A 21,624-nucleotide genomic window follows, 5' to 3' on the forward strand; every position below is an offset into this window, starting at 1 on the left:
CCGCCGACGCACTGAACTGCGGTGTGACAATCAAGGTGGCAGGATGCGCAGGCGATCGTGGTCACGATCATGGCAGTTGTTCATCGTGGTTCGTGGGCGAAGCCCTTCACGTCAACAATGCTCCCAGTGCACCAGCGTCAATACTCAGTCGACGGGCTCGTCTCGGCTGCCCACGTGGTCGACTTCTCCGTTGATGCCGCGTGCGCAATCAAGTACCGCCGTCCAGAATTCGTCCAAGTCGAGTTCTGCGATGGCGAAGCCCTGCGACCTACCTGTGTGGTCTTGGCCGACCAGCCGTGCCAACGCGGAGAATCCGGGATGGGATCGGATCGCCACGTACTGGTTCCAGTTACCGTAGGCCATGAGAGTGCCGGACTTGTTGATCCACAGTTGAATCGGGGAGTACCGCAGCCCATATGGATAGAAGAAGATCCCCCCGCTCGGCCGGCTCCCGAACCACAGGTCGTCGCGCGTTCCCCGGCGATCGGGAACGGCGTCGAGAAGGTCGAACAGACGCACCGCCCGGCCGCGGTCGTCATCGGTGGTTAGCGCGTCGAGGAACGACTCCTTCGTCCACGCCGGAGTCCGGTCCGACGCCTTTGCCTTGGCGGCGACGATCTCCCCGCCGTACGTCGATGGCATCAGGATTTCCACAGTGCCGTGTCGGGCGTACGACAACTGCAGCGCAGTGACGCCGACATCGTCGCGGGTGATCCGGTTGAGGTACTCCACCAACCGCCGCAGTTCCGTGTCGATGCGGTCCACCGCGAGGCACAAGTGAATCCGGCCGTCGGTGATATTGCGGTCGAGTTGATCGGCCGCCGGCTGGCCGAGGACAACGGCCAGATCGGCACCGCCGCGCCGGGTCCATTGCTCACGGAACGCGGACGCACCTGCCTCACAGATCGCGGACGCATAGTCAAGAACCTGCCCGATCACCATCCGCCGCCGCTCGGAGTTCGACGCCAACTTGCACTCGACCACAGTCAACGCACCGTCCGGCCCGACAATGCACACGTCCGCCGGGCCCGCCGAGGTCGACAGCTCCCGCACCGCCCACGCGCCCTCGGGGACGCCCGGCACCTGCTGCGGGTCTGCCGCGATCACCTGCTGCAGGTGGTCCTCGTCGGTGTAGGTGCGCATCTCAGGCGACTTCCACGCTCCTCCGGACCCGATGTCGCGTACCAACAGACCCTGATCAATCTCGAACGACATGGTGGTCTCCGATCGTGTACCGAGATTGCCGTCCCACTACAACCAGGTTCTCATCGCAACTGGCTTGCCGCCCACCGCGAATCTCGGTCAGCCCAGATACGAGCCGTCTCCGCCGTCCTGCTGGATCTCGGCCACCTCGTACCCACTCTGGACGTCGTAGCCGCCGTAGCTGTCATAGCCGACGCCACCGGACACACCGATCTCCGGGATCCCGCCGTCGACCGGGACCAGATCGAGCTCCATGCCCGCCTCGAGCGCCACACCGCCGTACCCGGACACCTCGGCTTCCCCGGACTGCACCGACACCTCGCTCGTGCCGGCGGCTGCGTCGGTGGTCAGGTCGATCGAGTCGTAGCTTCCCCGATGCTGGACTCACCTCCCGCCGAGATACCGCCCCGACACTGGCGCTGACCTGGGGGATACCGCCGGGTGCACCGACCCACAGCTCCACACCGGCGGATGCGGACACCCCACCGGCCGCAGACATACCGCCGCTGACCGAATCGATGGATACGGTGGTCGCGCCCGGCCCGGACGCCAGCTCACCCAGGTCGATATCGAGGGGACCGACGGAAAGGTTCTGTCCTGCAGGGGTACTCATCGCGGTGCCGTGCCTTTCGGAGAAGGTTGGCCCGCATGGCGCGGGCATCTACTCCTTAGATGCACGCCGGAGGCGAAAGGTTCGCTGGGTGGCGACTCCGCGGATCGACCTGGTGCACCCGCGTGAACAGTCTGAATGGGATCAGGCCTTGGTGTTTGCCATTTCGTGGGAACTTTCGTTGATTCCGGGGCATCCAATCTTGTGACAGACCCGTCCGAGAAGGGAAAGCCCATGACGACCAGCCCTCCCGGCCCGCCACCGCCGAGGAGTCCTCGGCCGACGCGGACCCGAACGTATGTCGACGCAGCCGCCACCGCGGTGCTGTCGATCGCGCTGCTGGTCTTGGTGTGGTGGGCGTTCATTCTCGGCGGGATGCTGCAGATGATGACCGGCCACTGCCATGACGAGTGCAACCTGGACCTCGCCCTGTTCGGGACCGTGTTCGCCTGGGGTGGGATCGTGGTCGCTCTGGTGATGGCCGGGATCGGGGTTTTTCGCGCGCACCGGCGCGGCAACTGGATGTTCCCCTGGCCGATCGGGGCGGCGCTGCTGATCGTCGTGACCTGGTTCGTCGGGCTATTCATCGTGGATACGGCAGTGTCCTGACGCCATGACCGAGACTCGAGACCTGCCGCTGGCCGAACCATGCTGGCGGTCGTTGTAGCGTGTCGGCGCCAGTGTCGTAACTGAGGAGAGGTTCGCGTTGCCGCGGCGTATTGACCCCGAGCAGGCTGTCGCACGGATGCGTGCCGCTGGCGCCGAGCCATTGGAGCCGTATCTGAATGCGGATGCGCCGTGGCGGTGCCGGTGCCTGAGGTGTGGGGAGGTCATCACGCCGCGGTTGTCGTCGATGAGCCGGCAGAAGCCGTGCAGGTCGTGCGGAAGGGCGACGACTCGCCACGACCCCGCCCGCGCCGAATCGGCGATGCGCGAGATGGGCCTGGAACCGTTGGAGCCGTACCCGGGTGCGGAAGAGCAGTGGCTGCACCGTTGCGTCGAGTGCGGCGACGAGGTCACGCTGTCGTACCGCCGCCGGACGATGCCCGGAGCTGGTTGCCGCCGGTGCCCATCGGATCAACGAGGTGGGGCGACGCGAACACCGGTAGAGCGCACTCCCGTTGATCCTGAGGTGGCGGCGGCGACGATGCGCGCAGCGGGCTTCGAGCCGCTCGTGCCGTATCCGGGGCGGGTCGAAGCCCCGTGGTCGTGCCGCTGCATGGCCTGTGGGCGCGAGAGCACACCCAGGCTCAGTGTTGCCCGCCACGGGGCCGGGTGCCGGGCCTGCGCCGATCGAGCGATCGGTGCACGGCATATCGCAGCGAACGCCGCCGCTGCCGTTGCGCTGATGCGCGCAGCGGGTTTCGAGCCGTTGGAGGAGTATCGCGGCTCGCATCAGCCGTGGCGGTGCCGATGTACCCACTGCGGTGAGGTATCGACGCCGAGGCGTGCCAGTGTCCGAAACGGGCACGGCTGCAAGCACTGCTGGCGCGGAGCCCGCGGCTAGCGCTTCGGGTGCCGACGACCACACGCGCTGATGGTCCGCTGGATGATCGTCGCTACGCGGAAACGCGCCCCGGAGATCGGAGTTCGGCGTAGCCACGTCCCAACGATCCCTGTGCTACACGAAGAGGAAGGTCCCCGATGCCCCGGCGTGTTGACCCCGAGCAGGCTGCCCAGCGGATGCGCGCGGCGGGCGCCGAACCTCTCGAGCCGTTTCGGGCTGTGGATACGCCGTGGCGGTGCCGGTGCCTCACGTGCGGTGCGGTCATCACTCCGCGACTGTCGGCGATCAGTCGCCACGGTCCGTGTTCTGCCTGTGCCAGGCGGCGGACAGGCGCGAGCAGGCGTCTCGACCCCGCCCAGGCCGAACGCGTGATGCGGGCAGCCGGGTTCGAGCCGCTGACCGACTATCCCGGCTCCGGTCGGCCATGGCTGTGCCGGTGCCGTGCATGCGAGCGGGAGGTCTCTCCCAAGTACGACAACGTCAAGGCCGGATACGGTTGCCGCCATTGCGCCGCGACAGCCCGCGGCATCGCGCAGCGCGGAATCCCGACCGCACTCCGACGGGCGCACGGCGGCGGCCAGGAGTCTGCGCGGAACGGGCTCGACCCCGACGTGGCAGCAGCCGAGCTGCGCGCCGCCGGCTTCGAGCCCCTCACGGACTATCCGGGCCAGATCAGTGCGCCGTGGCCGGCCCGCTGCCTGGTGTGCGACACGGAGGGGCGGCCACGCGTCAACAACATCCGCACCAAAGGTTCCGGCTGCCGAATCTGCCGCAACAGGGCGGCTGCGGCGAAGATGTTGGCGGCGAAGGCCTCCGCCGCGGTCGACGTGATGCGCGCGGCCGGTTTCGAGCCACTGGAGGACTATCTGGGTTCGGCGAAGCCCTGGCGGTGCCGGTGCACCCACTGCGGTGAGGTCTCGACCCCGAGGCACTCCAACGTCCGCTCCATCGGCAGCGGATGCCGGCACTGCTGGCCGACGCGTCGACGCTGAGAAACGCCACCTGCTCTGTTTGACGAATCGCGAACTCCCGCACGTGCCGAATGGAATGGGACGAATCCTGGATCACCTGTCCGAGGACTGCATTCGGCGGGACGATCCATCCCTGGCAGCCCTCGTCGTTACCAAGACGACTAGGTGCGTCGTCCCATCCCCGGAAGCCCGCCTCCGACGACAGACCGGACCTGAAGCTTCTTCGCACTGGTGCGGGCACGGATCTGGCGGCGGAACTCCTGCGCAATAGCGGCTTCGAGTGAGCTACTCGCCTTCTGTTGGGCGCTAGTCTCCCGACGCAGTCGTTCGAGTGTCGCATTTCCGGATAGTCGGACTATCGTGTCGACGACGGCGGTGGCTGGAGATCCAGAGGCGAGAATGTCTCGGTCAGGGATCCCTACCCGGCTCAGATACCGGTCCACGAGCTGCTGAATCGCTTGCTCGACGGTGAGTTCGTTGAGATTCGGCTGGCGCCCGCGCACCATTCGGTCCACGGCGGTGCGATGTGCGGCCTGTGTCGATTTCCTGGGCCGACCGGAAGCCTTTGCGGGAGTCGACTTGGTAGTGGGCGCAGCTCGACGCTGCGCAGCCTTCGCAGCGCAGCGCACGCATCCGCGGGCATTTGAGGCTGCTGCGTACCGATGGCCACACAGGCAGATGAACGCCATCAGCTTCTCCCTTCCCAACTGCGAGTCACAGTAGAGGCACGAGAGGCGCCTGGGGCTGGGAATCGCGTCGAGTCAGAAGGATTCCGACAAGCAGAAGGTCATCCAGAGCCCGCGCAGCGCCTCCATGGTGGCGCGCAGGCTCTGTTTCTTCCATCTGTGCAGCCGGGCCGATTGGGGGTTGGCGGAGCCAACCACGGGCCAGCCTCGAACAGTCAGCCGCCCGGCTGGTTGACACGGTTGACGCCCAACGGGAGAATGTGATTGACGTGGTTGACCTGCTAGGAGGACTTCGCATGGAAACCCCCACCCTGGTCGAGCAGGAGCGCAAGCTCATCGACCTCCTCACCCGCCGCGTCCACGCGACGTTCCGTGACGCACGCGCGGCCGGCGTCCCGGCCGAGGTCTTCGACGACGTCGAGTCGATCGCCGCCTCGATGGCCGCCGCGCTGCCCACCACCCACGTCTACGACCTGCTGGTGGGCCCGTTCTACGACACCAGCGGCCTGACCCGGTGGTGGGGCATCAGCCGCCAGGCCGTGAACAAGGCCGTGGCTGCAGGGACGGTGATTGCCTGCCGACTCGCCGACGACGGCCCGTGGGTCTACCCCACCTGGCAGTTCACCGACGAGAGGACGGTGCACCCGCACCTGATCACCCTGTGGCAGACGCTGCGCGAGGCCGCCGACCCGTGGACCTGCGCGGTCTGGCTGCGCAGCCGGCAGCCCGGTCTCGGCGACCGCAGCGCGGTCGAGTGGATCACCGACGGCCACCCGGTCGATGCCGCACTGGCGCTGGCCCGCGCCGATGCCGAGCGGTGGCGCGCGTGACACGAGACTCTGTCGCTCTGCGTCCACCGGCCCTGCCGCTGAAGGATTTCCCCGGCTGCGAGGTCACAACCGCACAGAAGCTCATCCGTGGGCACAGCGCCGCCAACGGTCCGTGGTGGTTCTCCTCCTCCGGCGGCGGCCGGTTCGACCTGACGCCGCCGCGAGGCACCTGTTACCTCGCGTTCGACGAGGTCACCGCGATCCGGGAGACCGTCGGCGAGGCCCTGGCCACCACCGGGATCATCACCGACGCCTTCGCCGCTACTCGGCAGCTCTCGACCCTGGCCGTGCCGCACGACCACCGCGTAGCCGACACCTGCGCGGATAAGGCGGCGGACTTCGGCCTCACCCGGGAGCTGGCGTCCATGACGCCGTACGCGGTGCCGCAAGAGTGGGCTTCGGCGTTCGACGCCGTCAGCTTCGGCGGGCTGCGGTACCAGACCCGGTTCACCACCGGGCCGACTCCGAACGCGGTCGCCCTGTTCCACGAGGCCGGTGAGGCTGCGACCTGGCCGACCGACCCGAGCCCGGAGCCGCTCACCGCGGCCGCCCGGCGGTGCGGCTTCACCGTCGCCAGCGCGCCTCGGACGGTGCGGATCGTCTCGCCGCCGACGGCCTGACCGCATCACCTACGACAGAACCCGCACTCTGCCTTCCCGGCAGGTGCGGGTTCTTCGTTTTCCAGTCGCCTCGGCGTCGGTTGGCGCAGCCAACATCGGACAAGGTTGCGACCCGACACCACCAGGAGAGCCCGTGAGCAACCCAACCCACTCGACCGCACAACCCGAGATCGCGAACACCCCCGACGGCCGCGCCGACAACGGCCGCCAGCCGGGGATGATGACCCCGAGGCACCGGGCGGCGATCGACGCATTGCAGGCCCGCCGTGACCGGGAGGCCGCCGCCCCGCCGCCGGCGAGCTGAGCTCATCCGGCCCCCACCCGCCTAGTCGCACACACGAAGGAGACACCTTTGACAGATCTCGACCACGCGCCCTACGCGGAGCCACTTCGGTCCACGTGGATCTCCCACACGGGCGTTGCCTACAAAGCGTTCGAGGCCGACATCAATCGAGCGATCGCCGCACTCGGCTCGTCGGGCAGCGAGGCCCTGCGGTGGGCTGTCGTGCAGATGATCACCCCGACGCTCACCGAGAGCGATCTCGAAGACGGTCGGATCCCATACGTGACCGAATCCGGCAACGGGGTCGACTGGGTGGTCATGTACCCCGATACCGGCACGGTACTGGCGATCTGCGAGCACAAACCGAGGGGTGCACCGCCACATGGAGCGTGGGGCTCGCACAGCCTGCTGTTCGACGAGACGGCGGTGGTCTGCGAGAACGGATACCTCGACGAGGTCACCGCCAATCTCGAGGTCCTCGACCGTGATGTGTTCACAGCAGACCAGGTGTCGGACCTGCGCTACTGGTCCTACCAGCCCGTCAAGGCCGTAGCTGGTGGAATGCGGTCGGCCCTGGACCAAGTCCTCAAGTACCGGGCCGACCACGGCGGTCGCATCCCGTGCCACATCCTCAGCGACCAGGGTTCGAGCGTCAACGAGATCTACTGCAGCGGACGCGAACCCTACCGCTACGTCGAGGTGGCGTTCCCGGTTCACTCGACCGCAGATGCCCTCAACCGGCTCGCTACTGCCCTCGAACGCGTCGAGCTCACGCCCGCCGAGCAGTCGGCCATCACCAAGGTTGTCGACGCAATGTGGATGCGTGGTCCAGTCTCTATCGACCACAACCTCACCGATGCGGCCCAGTCCCTCGTGTCCCCGGCCGCCCGCGATGCCGGCTACAACGCGGAGGTTGAGTGGAGGAAGCGTTGAGCGCTCACCGCGTAGCCGCACTCTCGGCCAACCCGTGGAGCAAGATCGGCCACTGCTGACCCGGGCCCCTCACCCACCAGAACCCGCACTCTGCCTCGCCGGCAGGGTGCGGGTTCTTCCTTTTCGCCGGACATCGGAGCGGGTGGCGGCAATGCTGCCGCACAACTGCCCACTGGCCGCAGTGCAGTTCTCTCGCCACAGTGCTGCTCACTGGCCGTAGTGCTGCTCAACCGCCGCAGTGCTGTTCTATCGCCGTTTAACCGGCTCATGTGCTGCCACCCCGGGCGGCAGCCATAGGGCCACACAACTGTTCTGCCACCGTTGTGGCGGCTCTTATGTGACTGTTGAACCGTCACTACGGCGTCAACGCTGGCAATTCTATGGCGGTACAACTGTCTCTAGACTGGCTGATGATCTGTACTTGAACCACTCAGGGGCCATGACAACCGCCCAACCGCCCCTTATACGGCTGTTGATCTTCTCTACCGTCCCTCATCTGCCTGCTGTGCAGCGGTACAGGTGGCAGCGGCGGGGATTGCGCGCCGCAGTGCAGCCACATGAACGGATGCCTAGTAGCCGGTACATCTGCGCGGCCGTGACAATGCATGCGGCTCTCAAGGAACGCACCATCTGCACAACCGTCCCTTCGGTGGCCTCAGAACAGTCGCATCGTCCCCACTGCGGCCGTGGGCCGCTCCGCGGCGCGGCGCCGGGGTGCCGCACCCCCGCGACCTGGGCTTTCCCTGGGCCCGTTGGCGGCCGGCGACCAGCCCTCAAAACACTCGTGCGTTTCTCTCGGGCCTTAAACAATGGCGGATTCACCGCTGAAGTAATTCCCCGGCCGAATTTCACGACCGCGCATTCACATAAACACGCTGAGAAATGCTCTCCGGGCCACAAAACCGGCCTCTCTCGCGGGCGCTGGGCCGCGAACAACGGCGAAATCGTGAGGCCCGTCGAACAACGCCGGGAACCGGCGTGTATTTCCGCATCAGCGATACTTCCCGCCGCGGCGACCAGCTCCTCCGGCGCACGTGGACACCAGGGGAAGCGATCATCGTTGGTGACCTGGCGGCCCTGGACGCTGCGCGCCCAGAGCCGGTCGCAGAAGAGCACTGCGACCGAAGCCCACGTGCGCCGAAGAAGCCGACCCTGTCTCCCCGGCTGCCGCCGGAGGCTGCAGCCCAGCCTGCAGCGAGACCGTGTCGAACACCGCCGCAGATCCCTGCGGCGGGCAGCTCCCTCGGGTCAGCTCAGAGCCAACTGGCAAACCAGTTCCACACGACGCTGAGCCATCCCCATACCCCGGGGATCGGTTGCAAATCGGTGCTGAACATCGGTGAACCTCCTGGAAAGAAGCAGGGGCCTCACCCAGGTTTGCACGCCGACACCGGCGGCGACACCGACACCGACTGTTCGCCGCCGGTTCGTGACGTCACCCGGTATCCGGGAGGCCGCCGCACGCCGCCTGCGGCGGCCTCCCCGTGAGCTCTCAGGCTGCTGCCGCAGTGGCACCGCAGGCGGCCCTTCTCGGCTCACCCCGGAGCGGCCCGCGACCGTCTGATTCAGGCCGGTGGCGGCAGCCGGCTGCGCCGCTGCCCGATCCGCACCGGCACCACCGGACGCCCCCTGCGACCGCTGACGCGGCCGACCCGTGCCGGATCCCCGACGAGACGAGACCTCGGTACCGGCCGGCCGTGGTGCGCCTTCGGCGCGCCTGGCAACGCCGCCGCCGGACCGCTGCGGTGGAACATCGTCGTGGGGCCCTCACGGGTGCCAACTGCTCTACAAGGCGCGCTCACGCGCGGGCACCCGACCCACGACGCTGCTCCGCCTCCGCTCAGGTTGTGGCCACGGCTGACGCCGCCTCCTCAAGGCAAACCTGGACCCAACGAGGTGGCCTGCGACTGCCACCCGACATCGACGCTGGGGCAGTCGCAGCGATGCTGCGACACGGCTGCGCCTTGCTCGGCACGACCCGCTGACGCGGCCCGTGTGACCCTGACGCCAACACCGATACAGCGTCACCGCTCGCTGCGCTCCCGGCGCCACTGATATGCCCCAAACCCGCCTCCGGCGTCTTTGCGACATCTGCGTCAGTGACGTGGATCATAGGTCGCAAAGCACACCCGCCCTGGACTGGGGAAACAGGAAAACGGTGCCATCTTTGCGACCCCCTGTTTTCGGGGTGTCTCGCGTCTCTGCGACCGGTCGCAAAGATGGAGAATTCGACCTGTTTCCCCAGTACGCCAACTACGCAAGCTCCCCTCGCTGACGCTCGGAGCCGCTTGCTATGGCTCTAACCAAAAAGGGCATAAGGAGTCGTGACGCACTTCGGGTTTCGGTCGCTGCGCTCCCTGCACCCTTCGTTTGCCCGGCAGAGCCGGGACGACCTCCTCGGCTGGCGCCTCGTCGCCCTCGCTGCGCGAGGGTCCTTATCGCCTCCGGGTCCGTTCAGTCCGGTCGCTTCGCGACCTCCCTCACTCCCCCTCCGGCGACCCCTGCGGGGTGCCCTGTCCGCCGCGGCCTTGTGTCCTGCGTGGTGCTCGGCGCTGGCGCGCCTGTGCCCTCTCCGGGCGGTTACTCGCTCGCTCGCAACCGCTGGCGCTGCGGCGTCCTGCCGGCCTGTGTCGCGCCCCGGGCGCGCGAGTCTGCGACGGGTGGGGCCGGCTGAGCGGTGGCCGCCGCCCGCTCCGCTGGCAGGCGGTGGAGTCACCTCCGGTGACCCGTCCGGTGGCTCGGCCAGCTCGCTCGCTCGCTGCCTGATTCGCCGCGACCCGGTCGCCCCGACGGCGACAGGAGTTGTGACATGGCGCGCCGCGGCGCCTGCTGGCCTGGCGGGTCGGTGTGACCGTGAAGCGGTTGCCACGACGGTGGCGCGTTCGCTGCGCTCGAGCGTGGTCCGTGCGCCCGGGGGCGGGATGGTGGCGGACGCGGAGACGGTGTCCGTGGGTCGATCGGTCACCTCTGTTGCGAGGCGATCCGGCACGAGTGATTGGTGACGTCACGGCCCCTGGCGGACGGCCTGATTCGGCCACCTTGGAGGTGCTCGCCGGCCGCGGTTCGTCCGGGGAGGCGAGCGAGTCACGCGTTCCCGGATTGGGAGTCAGTGCCGAGCTGGTGAGCGCCCTCGGCAAAGCGCCCGGAGGGTGCTGCGGGGACGAGCGCGCCAACGTGGATAGGAAGGTCGATCTCGTTACTTCGGAGGAATTTTCTAGTTCGGTGAATATCGTTTGTGTCCTAGTGTTTTCGGTTCGCTGTCGCCGTTGCTTCAATTCTCGACGACACTCTCGTGCGCTGGCGCCGGAATTGCCGCCAGGTATGAGTGCGTTCCTTGTTTTCTGGTGGGTCTGCGAATCTCTCACTGGCTGCTCGTAATCGATGTTCTTGGTTCGTTCTCGGAAACTTCCGCCAACGGGTCGGCCTCTGTGGACAAGGTCAGAGTGGGGTGCGGCTTGGACCGGCGAAAACCCATATATGGAAACAGATTCCGTTCCTCCCTGTTGCGTGCGTCGGCGCTTGGTGTTACACCGGAGGGGAGGACCACGAGATCGGTATGAGGACCGAGGGAACCCGTCATGGTCGACACGAGATGCTCACGCGCGGTGCTGCTTCACCTCGATGCAGCGGCACTCACCGAAGACCAAAGACTGCTACTCGAGCGGTCCGTCGGTACTTCTCGCGCGGTTTACAACTGGGGTCTGGCCACGATCAACGCTTGGAATGGGCAGCGATACGCATGGCTGCGCGAGCGTGCCCACGCGTTTGCCGGCACCGACGAAGAGGCGGAAGTGCTACTCGGCGACGCGGACTGGAAGAGGAACGCGTTGCGTCAGGCACCCGAGGAGTTGCGTCAGTGTCCCAACAGGACCTCGCTGAGTCGTCGGTTCACCGAGCTCAGCCGTGATCCGGAGAGCCGGTTCCACTGGTGGCACGTCGAGAACCACGGCGTCTCCCGATTCGTCGTGGGCGCGGCACTCAGCAATCTCGATGCTGCGATTGCCCGCTACTGGGATCATCGGGGGGCGCCCATCCGCCTATCACGCAAGCCGCGCAAGGATTGCCGCCCTTCCGGATGGCCACGGTTCAAGAAGAAGCACCGTTCGAAGGACTCGTTCGCGATCTTCAACCTCAGCGTCACCAGCCGCGGCGACAATCCGTGGAAGGTGATCGACAAGGGGCACAGGATTCGTATCCCCAACCTCGGATCGCTTCGGGTACAGGAGAACACCCGTAGGCTCCGTCGCTGGATCCAGCGTGGCGCCATACCCAAATCCGCGCGATTCGTCCGCCGCGGCACCGGATGGACGGTCAGCATCATTCTCGATGTTCCCACCGAGGCGATTCCGGCGCCGGTAGCCACCCGGCGGCAGCGGGCCGCCGGGACAGTCGGGGTCGATGTGGGAGTGCATTCGCTGGTTGCACTGTCGACCGATGAACTGGTCGCCGGCCACCCTTCTGCCGCATTCAACCGGCGGCTTCGTCGACTGCAACAGCACGCCGCTCGGCAGCGCGGCCCCAGGAATGTGCAGGGGCCCTCTGCCGGCTGGGTGGATACCACCCGCAGGATCGCGCGGTTGCAACATGCCGACACGCTTCGACGTCGGGGACGTCTGCATGAGGTGACGAAGCGGATCGCAACTGAATTCGAGACGATCGGAATCGAGGATCTGGCAGTGTCAGGGATGACGGCCGCCCCGCGCCCCAAACCCGACCCGGCCCGTCCAGGTAGCTTTCTGCCCAATGGTCGGCGAGCCAAGGCCAGCCTGAACCGGTCGATCCGCCGCGCCGGGTTCGGGGAGCTTCGTCGGCAACTCCAATACAAGACGTCGTGGTACGGCGCACGCCTGATCGCTGTCGACAGGTTCGCGCCGACCTCCAAGACATGCTCGGACTGCGGTGCAGTAAAAGCCACGCTGCGGCTGTCCGAGCGTGTGTATCGCTGCGAGCAGTGCGGCCTGATTCTCGATCGTGACCTCAACGCTGCCCGCAACATCCGATCACTTGCAGTCCACTCCCCGTCGACCGTGGACACGGCCGACGTTAAACACTGCGGCACGCCAACATCGAGCCGACCACAGCCGGGCCGATGTGTGTCAGCCAGACCTGCTGAAGGGCAGGCCAGCGAGGCCAGCAATGGACCTCCCGTCCCTACCCCGTGATGCCAGGAGTACGGGCAGATATCTCTTCCGCTCGTACGGGACGGTCCCAGTTGGTAGCAGTTGTACGTACGTACGACGAAGCAACGCACCTACCTCTCTATCTCCCCCGCGCGTACCGGGACGGCCCCGGGATTGCAGGCATCAGCGCGCGCAGGCTGAGAATCTCTCCCCGAATGCGGGGGACGGTTCAACCGGTATTCGGCAAGGGATCCTGGCGGGCGTCGTCCTGAGTTGGGTCCGATGTAGCCTTCCTTCCATGGCTACGTCACGGCAGGCGGACCTGGGCATTGCCAAAGGATTGATCCTTGACTCGCTCGTCGTGGTCGACTCGACGGAGGTCACCCGGATCCTGGCATCGACCGCTTCCTCGATCCCCAGTACTGCCCAGAAGTGTCGCCTGGCAGTCGATCTGATCGGCCTGCCCGTCGGCGCCCGCCCGAACTACCTGTATCCGGTCTTCCAGTTCGACGCCCGTCGGCACAAGATCCACGACGTCGTCCGTCACGCCAACCGACGCCTCTACGTCGACGCTGACCCCTACGGCGCCGCGAGCTGGTGGCTGACGGCGTCCGACATGCTCGACGGAAACAGCCCGCTTGAGGACCTCGAATCGGGACAGCTCACTGAGATCGCTGTCGACAACCTTATCGACCACGCCCGGCACGGGATGTGAGCTTGCGGACGTACCGTGTTGGACAGACCTTCATAGGGAAACTGTCCCGCAGAAGCTGACCGGGGTGTGGATCGTCGACGGCAACGACATGTGGTCCGCGTCGACCGCGCCGGGGCGGCGAGCAGGGCTGTGCGCCGACAGGATTCGGTCGATATGGGAGCGGGCGACCTCGTCAATCTTGTTTGTTGCCGTGACGTCTGTCGGCCCACTGTTCTCCGGTCGGCCCGAGAGACCGGGCGACGGCGTTGAGGTCTATCACCGACTGCTCGATGTCCGCGTGGTGAAGCCGGTGATCGAGTTCGGCGTAGAACGAGTCCTCGGAATCGAGGGCGCGACGGTCGTATTCACGAAGCCGAAGGAGGTCATCGATGGGGATCAAGGCTGCCACCGGCTGATCGTTCGCGCCGATGACCATCGGTTCTGGCAGACCTTCAGCGAAGCGGGCGATCATCCCCAGAACCAAACCGGGAGCGTACTCCAGGGGAATGAGGTTGAAGGATCTGTTGGCGTTCTCGGCGGACGGGTCGTGATTGTTGGTGTCGGGCATGGTGTTTTCTTTCCGCGTTGTCACAGCTTGGCGTATCGCGACGGGCAGGCCGCCAGATGGAACGGTGCGGATGACCAATGACCCGCCACCCAGCGCTCGCAGCCAATCACCATTATCTGCTCGTGGGTTGGCTTCGCACACAGTGACGGTGCTCGCTGATCCGGTTGGCGGGGGTGATTCACAGCCAGATCATGATGAGGTCATCGAGATGTGGGGCATTCTCCTTCCTGGTCGACGGTCGATAGCCGCACGTCGGGCACGTCAACTGGTCGCCGGCGGGGCGCGGACCTCCGGGCAACCTCCTGTATCGGAGTCGGACTTTGGGCCACAGCCTCGGCTGTCGGCGTGGGCGCAGCGGCGGTGACTGGCTCGAGTGGCCGCGGAGGCAGGTGCCGGTACAGGGTGGAACGGGTCAGGCCGGTCTTGGTGACGATCTCCGCGGCGGTGGCGCCGGCGTTTCGGAGTTGGACGGCGTGAGCGATCTGGGATTCGGTCACAACCGACGGGCGGCCGGTGCGTCGGCCTTTCGCGGTCGCCACGGCGCGGGCGTGAGCGGCGCGTTCGAGGGTGTAGGTGCGTTCCATCTGCGCGAACAACGCGAGCAGCACGACCGCGAGCTGCGCCATCGGGTCGTCCGGGTTGCTTGAGTCGATCCGAATCGGGTCGGCGAGGTTGCGGACCCCGACGCCGCGTTCACGCAGATCGTGGATCAGGTTGAGGGTGTCGCGGACGTTACGTCCGAGGCGGTCGAGAGTGTGCACGACTATGACGTCGCCATCACGCGCGTAGTCGAGCAGTGCGGTCAGGCCGGGGCGGTCGGTGGTGGCTCCGGACTTGCGGTCGACGTAGATGCGGTCTTCGGCGATGCCGGCCGAGGTGAGGGCGTCAATCTGCCGCTCGAGGTCCTGTTTGGTCGTCGAGACCCGCGCGTATCCCAGCTCCATGCCGTCAAGCGTATCGAAAGTTGTTCTCGTAGAAGGTTTTCGACACATGATTTCGGCATTAACTTGTGAGACGTCGTGAGCTGGGGCGATCCGAGTCGACTCACCTCCGGCGCGGATGGTCCTACTACCAAGGAAATGAGACACGCTCCTCCGAGTGTCCAGACCACGGTGTAGGAAATGTTCACAGCGAGGAAGCCAACCGCGGTCGCTGCGCCGGTCGTGCCAGCCGACCTCGTGATGCGCGGGTGTCGTGATGCGCGGGTGTCGTGATGCGCGATGATGCTGTTATGACGTACCGACTGCCCTAAACCATGCGTCGCCCGATCGGACCACACGCACACGCGTAAGCGTCCAACATTCGTTGTCGAGTGAACCTCGTAAAGGAGCCTTGTGAGCACCCTCGGTAGCTTCATCTGGTCGATCGCCGACCAACTTCGGGGTCCTTACCGGCCCAACCAGTACGGCAACGTGATCCTTCCGCTCACAATCCTGCGCCGCCTTGACTGCATCCTCGAGCCCGACCGTGAGAAGGTCCGCGCGCTCGCAGCGAAGTATGACAACCCCAACCGACTCAAGGTCGAGATCAAGAAGGCCACTGGGCGGCCGTTCTACAACACCTCGAACTACTCCTTCGCCAACCTGCTGGCTGACGCCGACGGGCTGGCGGACAACCTGGCCGACTACATCGACCGGTTCTCCCCCGATGTCGACGTGTTCGAGTACTTCGACTTCAAGAAGGAAATCCTCGCACTCGAGAAGGCGGAGCTGCTGCGCGAGGTCATCACGTCCTTCAAGGCCGTCGACCTGCATCCGGACGTCGTCTCCAACGCCGATATGGGCGATGCGTTCGAGTACATCATCCGCAAGTTCAACGAAGCCGCAAACGAGACCTCGGGAGACCACTACACCCCGCGGGACGCGATCCGGCTCCTGGTCGACCTGCTCTTCGCGGAGAAGGACGCCGACCTGACCGAAGCCGGCATCATCCGCACCCTCTACGACCCCACCGCAGGAACCGGCGGCATGCTCGCCCTGGCCGAGGAACACCTTCTCGAACAGAACCCCGACGCGAAGCTGAGCCTGTACGGCCAGGAGTACAACGGACAGTCGTACGCGATCTGCAAGTCCGACCTGCTCGCCAAGGGCCACGACGCGACCAACATCGCCTTCGGCAACACCCTCACCGATGACGCGTTCAAGGACAGAAGGTTCGACTACTGCATGTCCAACCCGCCCTACGGCGTTGACTGGAAGCAGTACGCCAAGGCGGTCACAAAAGAGCGCGACGAAGCCGGCCCCTACGGCCGGTTCGCCCCCGGCCTCCCGGCGACCTCGGACGGGCAGATGCTCTTCCTGCTCCACCTGGCCCACAAGATGCGCGCCCCCGAGGACGGCGGCGGCCGTGTCGGCATCGTCATGAACGGCTCACCGCTCTTCAACGGCGCCGCCGAGTCCGGCCCCTCCAACATCCGCAAGTGGCTGCTGGAGAACGACCTGGTCGAAGCGATCGTCGCGCTGCCGACCAACATGTTCTTCAACACCGGCATCGCCACCTACATCTGGATCCTCGACAACACCAAGCACCCCGACCGCACGGGCCTGGTCCAGCTCATCGACGGCACCTCGTTCTGGACCAAGATGCGCAAGAACCTCGGCTCCAAGGGCCGCGAGATCAGCGACACCGACCGCGCCGAGGTGGTGAAGTTGTATGCCGCCTTCACCGACGCCGACCCGGACTACTCCAAGGTGCTGCGCAACGACGAGTTCGGCTACTGGACCATCACCGTCGACCGTCCGCTGTTGGACGAGGACGGGAACCCGGTCGTGGACCGTAAGGGCAAGCCCAAGCCGGACTCGAAGAAGCGCGACACCGAGAATGTCCCGTTCACCTACGGCGGATCGACTGCCGGTGCGGCCGGCAAGGTCGAGGTCATCCAGGCGTACTTCGACGTCGAAGTGAAGCCTCACGTCCCCGATGCCTGGACCGACTGGACCAAGACCAAGGTCGGCTACGAAATCCCCTTCACCCGCCACTTCTACAAGTACGTCCCACCCCGGCCACTCGCAGAGATCGACGCAGACCTGGAGAAGCAGGTTGCCAAGATCCTGGATCTGTTGCGAGAGGTGGAGGGATGACACTGACCTGGAGTGGCGCACCGGATTTGCCGCAGGTTCCCTTCGGCCGACTCTTCCGCCGTCTCGATCGTCCGGTTCCGGAGGGCGCAGAGATTGTGACCGCCTACACAGACGGGCAGGTCACTCTCCGCTCGAATCGGGCGAAAATTGGCTACCACGAGGCAGCAGACCTCTCCAGCTTCAAAGGTGTTGAGATAGGCGATTTCGTCGTGCATGGCCTCGACATCCTGCGCGGGTCCGTCGGGATCGCCGACTCCGCGGGCGCGATCACAGCGGTGTGCACCGTCTGCGAGCCGATCGCCGACCTCGACCTCCGATACGTCGCCCACGCGATCCACGTCCAGGCGAAATCCGGATTCACGAGGGCACTTGCCCGAGGCATCCGTGAGGGTGGCGCTGACTTTCGTCGGTGGGGAACGTTGGCTGAGCTTCCGATTCCAATGCCCCCTGTCGGGTATCAGCGCGCAGTCTGTGACTACCTCGACCGCGAGACCGCCCGTATTGACACGCTCATCGAGGAGCAGCAGCGCCTGATCGAGACGCTTCGTGAGCGGCGTGAGGCAACGATCCGCTCAGCGCTGCTGGCCGGTCTCGATGATGCAGAGACCGCGCCGTCTGGGGTGGAGTTGCTTGGCGCCGTGCCGAAGCACTGGCGAATGGTTCCTACCCGGTATCTGTGCACAATCACAACAGGGTCCGAAGACTCCGGGAACGCCACTGATGACGGTGAATATCCGTTCTACGTGCGCGGTCGTGAGGTCCTGCGGATCGACCACTACTCGTTTGAGGGAGAAGCGGTCATGACGCCTGGCGACGGTCAGGGTGGCACCGGCAAGGTCTTCCACTACTTCGATGGGAAGTTCGAAGCGCACCAGCGGGTTTACGTGTTCAAGGATTTCACGGAAGTCACGGGTTGGTACTTTTACTACTTCCTGTCGACGTTCCTTCGTCCGGTCGCACTCGCGGGTAGCAACACGGTCACCATGGAGTCCCTACGGCGCCCGCTGCTCGCCGACTTCAAGGTCGCGGTGCCGCAGATCGATGAGCAGCAGCGGATCACGGCGTACCTCGATAATCAGATTGAGAAGATCGACACGTTAATCGCTGAGACGGAGCGGTTTGTCGAAATCGCCCGCGAGCGGCGGGCGGCGTTGATCACGGCGGCGGTGACGGGTCAGATCGACGTACGGGAGATGGTGTGATGGCCGCCCACAACGAGATTGTGTTCGAGTCCGAGATCTGCGCGCATCTGGAGGCTCACGGCTGGTTGTACTCGGTGAACGACACGGGCTACGACCGGGAGCGGGCGCTGTTCCCCGAGGACTTGTTCGCCTGGCTGAACGAGACCCAGAAGGTGGCGTACGAGAAGGCGTTGAAGGCCGCGGGGTCGCCGGCGAAGTTCCTCGACGTGCTGACCGCGGCGCTCGACAAGCCACTCGAACACGGCGGCGGGACGCTGAACATCCTGCGCAACGGCGTGCAGTACATCGGCGGTGGCCGGTTGAAGATGGCGCAGTTCCGCCCCGAGACCAGCCTGAACGCGACCACCAACGAGCAGTACGCGGCGATGCGGGTGCGGGTGATGCGGCAGGTGCATTTCTCCACCGCCGACCAGCGCAGCATCGACCTGGTCTTCTTCGTCAACGGGCTCCCGGTCTCGACCGTGGAGTTGAAGACCGACTTCACCCAGTCCCTCGACGCCGCGATCAACCAGTACCGCAAGGACCGGAATCCGCTGACCAACGGGCGGCCGGAGCCGCTGCTGTCGTTCGGGCACCGAGCTTTGGTGCACTTCGCGGTCTCCAACGACCTGGCCGCGATGACCACCCGGCTCGAGGGCGAGAAGACGCACTTCCTGCCGTTCAACATGGGGCACAAGGGTGGCGCGGGGAACCCTCCAGCTGAGGGCGGGCGGTCGGCGACGGCGTACCTGTGGGAGCGAGTCTGGGACAAGGACGCCTGGCTCACCATCATCGGCCGGCTGATGATCGTGGAAACCAAACAAGAATGGGACGTCGCGACCGGGACATCGGTGCGGCGCACGAGCATGCTCTTCCCCCGGTTCCACCAGTGGGAGGCCGTGACGAACATCGTGGCCGCCGTCCGCGAGGAGGGCGTGGGACAGCGCTACCTGATCGAACACTCGGCCGGGTCGGGGAAGACGAACACCATCGCCTGGACCGCACACCGGCTCGCGCGGCTACACGTCAGCGACAAGAAGGTCTTCGACTCGGTGATCGTGGTCGTGGACCGCACCGTGCTCGACGGCCAACTCCAGGACGCGATCCGGCAAATCGACGGGTCCGGCAAGATCGTGGCCACGATCAGCCCGGAAGACGTCCGCAAAGCGGGAGCGAAGTCGAAATCCGGGCTGCTGGCCACCGCTCTGAAGAACGGGGAGCTGATCATCGCGGTGACGGTGCAGACCTTCCCGTACGCACTCGACGAGATCCGCGCCGACTCCTCGCTCAAGGGGAGGCGGTTCGCGGTGATCGCCGACGAGGCCCACTCCTCGCAGTCCGGCCAGATCTCCTCCAAGCTCAAAGCAGTCCTGACCGCGGAAGAAGTCAAGGAGATCGAGGACGGCGGCGACGTCGACGTCGAGGCGATCCTGGCCGCGGAGATGACCGAGCGGGCCGAGTCGGAGAACATCTCCTACCTCGCCTTCACCGCGACCCCGAAGAACAAGACCCTGGAACTGTTCGGCCGCAAAGGTTCTGACGGGAAGCCGGCCGAGTTCCACCTCTACTCGATGCGCCAGGCGATCGAGGAGGGCTACATCCTCGACGTGCTCAAGGGCTACCAGACCTACGACACCGCGCTGAAGATCGCCGGCCAGGCCGAGAGCGGCGACGGCGGCGACGTGGAGGAGGCCGCGGCACGGAAAGGGCTGATGCGGTGGGTGAAACTGCACCCGACCAACATCAGCCAGAAGGTGCAGATCATCGTCGAGCACTTCCACACCAACGTCGCCCACCTGCTCGAGGGCAAGGCGAAGGCGATGGTCGTGACCGACGGGCGCAAGGCCGCGGTGAAGTACAAGAAGGCGATCGACGCCTACATCACCAAGCGCGCCGCACTGGACGACTCGTACAACTACCGCACCCTGGTCGCCTTCTCCGGCTCGGTGACGATGGACGAGGACGAGCAGTGGACGCCGGAGTGGGGGCCGCAACCGAGCAAGGACGACGAGTTCACCGAGGCCAACCTGAACCCAGGCGCCGGCTCGGACCTGGCCGCCGCATTCAAGGGCACTACGTACACGATCATGCTGGTCGCCAACAAGTTCCAGACCGGGTTCGACCAGCCACTGCTCTCCGCGATGTACGTCGACAAGAAGCTCTCCGGGGTCACAACCGTGCAGACGCTCTCCCGGCTCAACCGCACCCATCGCACCGCGAGCGGCGAGCAGAAACGCAAGACGTTCGTCATCGACTTCGTGAACAAACCCGAGGACATCCGGGCCGCGTTCGAGCCGTACTTCACCGGCGCCACCCTCGAGACCGAGACCGACCCGTACGTCGTCGTCCACCTCGCCACCAAACTCGCCCAGGCCGGGATCTACACCCCCGAGCAGGTGCGCGAGGTCGCCGAACTGTGGGTCACCCGGAAGGGCAACAACGCGCTCTCGGCCGCGATCAGCCCAGCCAAGCACGACTTCGCGCGTCGCTACGCGGCGGCGCTCGAGGCCGACGACAAAGTCACCCTCAACACCCTCGACCTGTTCCGCAAAGACGTCTCCACCTACGTCCGGCTCTACGACTTCATGAGCCAGATCGTCGACTACGGCGACCCGTACATGGAGATGCTGTCGATCTTCCTGCGGCTCCTGGACAAGGTCATCGCGGACTCGTCCTGGGCCGCGGAGATCGACCTCTCCGACGTGGTCCTGGTCGGGGTCAAGCACAACAAGGCGGCCGCGGTCGACATCTCGCTGACCGGTGACGGTCAGCTCAAGGGCATCAGCGCCGCCGGCACCGGCACCCGGAAGGAGCCGAAATATGTCGCCTTGCAGGTCGTCATCGACAAGATGAACGACCTCTTCGGCGCCGAAGCGTTCACCGAGTCCCAGATCCGCGAGTTCGTGCAGGGGTTGGTGCAGCGGCTGCTCGCGTACCCGGACCTGGTCAACCAGACGAAGGTGAACTCGAAGAAGCAGTTCATGGAGTCGCAGGACTTCCAATCGGCGGTCGTCGAGGCGGTCGTCGACAACCAGGAGGCCCACAACACCATGGCCGACTACTTCTTCAGCGACGGCCCCAGCATCGGTGCTGTCGTCGTCGCGCTCGCGGATGCCTTCTACGAGGCGGCGATTGATCAGAAGGCGGCCGTCTGATCGCCCGGATCCGGGCGTCGGTTGCTGCGATCCGCCGATGCTATTTGAGTGACGTTGGCGGACAACTTGCGCCGACCTCAGGCGGGTGCGAGTCCCGTCCAGGTGTGAGAAAAGTGCTGGTATACATGCGGTTTCGACGCTGACACATTGCCAGCGTCAAGGACCGCGGTATGTTGGCGCGAC

16 protein-coding genes are annotated in these 21,624 nt (G+C 65.7%); 12 read left to right on the plus strand and 4 right to left on the minus strand.

The window, feature by feature from the left end:
* Positions 1 to 144 precede the first annotated feature (144 nt).
* A complete protein-coding gene (locus tag FFS72_RS19345; protein ID WP_137875445.1) occupies positions 145 to 1,215 on the minus strand; it encodes a hypothetical protein in 1,071 nt (356 codons plus the stop codon).
* A gap of 87 nt (positions 1,216 to 1,302) precedes the next feature.
* Positions 1,303 to 1,515, minus strand: a complete 213-nt coding sequence (locus FFS72_RS19350) for a hypothetical protein (RefSeq protein ID WP_137875446.1) — start codon at positions 1,513 to 1,515, stop codon at positions 1,303 to 1,305.
* 619 nt (positions 1,516 to 2,134) lie between these two features.
* On the opposite strand from FFS72_RS19350, the gene FFS72_RS19355 reads away from it, so the two are divergent.
* The 9 genes from FFS72_RS19355 (at position 2,135) to FFS72_RS19385 (ending at position 13,478) form a co-directional block, all read left to right on the plus strand.
* A complete protein-coding gene (locus tag FFS72_RS19355) occupies positions 2,135 to 2,422 on the plus strand; it encodes a hypothetical protein (RefSeq protein WP_137875447.1) in 288 nt (95 codons plus the stop codon).
* 538 nt (positions 2,423 to 2,960) lie between these two features.
* Positions 2,961 to 3,320 carry a DNA repair protein RecO C-terminal domain-containing protein gene (locus tag FFS72_RS27140; protein WP_502704133.1) on the plus strand — a complete coding sequence of 120 codons (360 nt, stop codon included), beginning with the start codon at positions 2,961 to 2,963 and terminating at the stop codon, positions 3,318 to 3,320.
* Between the two features lie 368 nt (positions 3,321 to 3,688).
* Positions 3,689 to 4,312 (plus strand): hypothetical protein, encoded by a 624-nt coding sequence (locus tag FFS72_RS19360; RefSeq protein ID WP_212744375.1) that lies wholly within the window; start codon positions 3,689 to 3,691, stop codon positions 4,310 to 4,312.
* A 961-nt stretch (positions 4,313 to 5,273) separates the two neighbouring features.
* On the plus strand, positions 5,274 to 5,807 hold the full coding sequence (locus FFS72_RS19365) for a hypothetical protein (protein WP_137875448.1): 534 nt from the start codon (positions 5,274 to 5,276) through the stop codon (positions 5,805 to 5,807).
* Positions 5,804 to 6,427, plus strand: coding sequence for an RES family NAD+ phosphorylase (locus FFS72_RS19370; protein ID WP_137875449.1), 624 nt, complete (start codon positions 5,804 to 5,806; stop codon positions 6,425 to 6,427). The genes FFS72_RS19365 and FFS72_RS19370 overlap by 4 nt, the downstream gene beginning before the upstream one ends.
* A gap of 133 nt (positions 6,428 to 6,560) precedes the next feature.
* On the plus strand, positions 6,561 to 6,731 hold the full coding sequence (locus FFS72_RS26545; protein WP_171018746.1) for a hypothetical protein: 171 nt from the start codon (positions 6,561 to 6,563) through the stop codon (positions 6,729 to 6,731).
* A 48-nt stretch (positions 6,732 to 6,779) separates the two neighbouring features.
* Positions 6,780 to 7,643, plus strand: a complete 864-nt coding sequence (locus tag FFS72_RS19375) for a hypothetical protein (RefSeq protein WP_137875450.1) — start codon at positions 6,780 to 6,782, stop codon at positions 7,641 to 7,643.
* 3,578 nt (positions 7,644 to 11,221) lie between these two features.
* Complete coding sequence (locus FFS72_RS19380) at positions 11,222 to 12,805, plus strand: RNA-guided endonuclease InsQ/TnpB family protein (RefSeq protein WP_137875451.1); 1,584 nt, start codon at positions 11,222 to 11,224, stop codon at positions 12,803 to 12,805.
* 256 nt (positions 12,806 to 13,061) lie between these two features.
* Positions 13,062 to 13,478 (plus strand): hypothetical protein, encoded by a 417-nt coding sequence (locus FFS72_RS19385; protein ID WP_137875452.1) that lies wholly within the window; start codon positions 13,062 to 13,064, stop codon positions 13,476 to 13,478.
* 172 nt (positions 13,479 to 13,650) lie between these two features.
* Here FFS72_RS19385 and FFS72_RS19390 read toward each other — a convergent pair whose 3' ends face one another.
* Both FFS72_RS19390 and FFS72_RS19395 read right to left on the minus strand, forming a co-directional pair.
* Positions 13,651 to 14,025, minus strand: coding sequence for a hypothetical protein (locus FFS72_RS19390; RefSeq protein WP_137875453.1), 375 nt, complete (start codon positions 14,023 to 14,025; stop codon positions 13,651 to 13,653).
* A 200-nt stretch (positions 14,026 to 14,225) separates the two neighbouring features.
* On the minus strand, positions 14,226 to 14,969 hold the full coding sequence (locus tag FFS72_RS19395) for a recombinase family protein (RefSeq protein ID WP_137875454.1): 744 nt from the start codon (positions 14,967 to 14,969) through the stop codon (positions 14,226 to 14,228).
* A gap of 390 nt (positions 14,970 to 15,359) precedes the next feature.
* Here FFS72_RS19395 and FFS72_RS19400 point away from each other — a divergent pair, with 390 nt between their 5' ends.
* Genes FFS72_RS19400 through FFS72_RS19410 form a run of 3 tightly spaced genes read left to right on the plus strand, consistent with a single transcriptional unit; the run spans position 15,360 to position 21,441 of the window.
* Positions 15,360 to 17,105, plus strand: coding sequence for an HsdM family class I SAM-dependent methyltransferase (locus tag FFS72_RS19400; protein ID WP_137875455.1), 1,746 nt, complete (start codon positions 15,360 to 15,362; stop codon positions 17,103 to 17,105).
* Entirely contained in the window at positions 17,102 to 18,307 is a 1,206-nt protein-coding gene (locus FFS72_RS19405) for a restriction endonuclease subunit S (protein ID WP_137875456.1), read from the plus strand. Before FFS72_RS19400 ends, FFS72_RS19405 begins: the two co-directional genes overlap by 4 nt.
* Positions 18,307 to 21,441 (plus strand): type I restriction endonuclease subunit R, encoded by a 3,135-nt coding sequence (locus tag FFS72_RS19410; protein ID WP_137875457.1) that lies wholly within the window; start codon positions 18,307 to 18,309, stop codon positions 21,439 to 21,441. Before FFS72_RS19405 ends, FFS72_RS19410 begins: the two co-directional genes overlap by 1 nt.
* Positions 21,442 to 21,624: the final 183 nt, after the last annotated feature.

Origin of the sequence: Rhodococcus sp. Q, assembly GCF_005503035.1 — a bacterium.
Taxonomy (GTDB): Bacteria; Actinomycetota; Actinomycetes; order Mycobacteriales; family Mycobacteriaceae; genus Rhodococcus_G.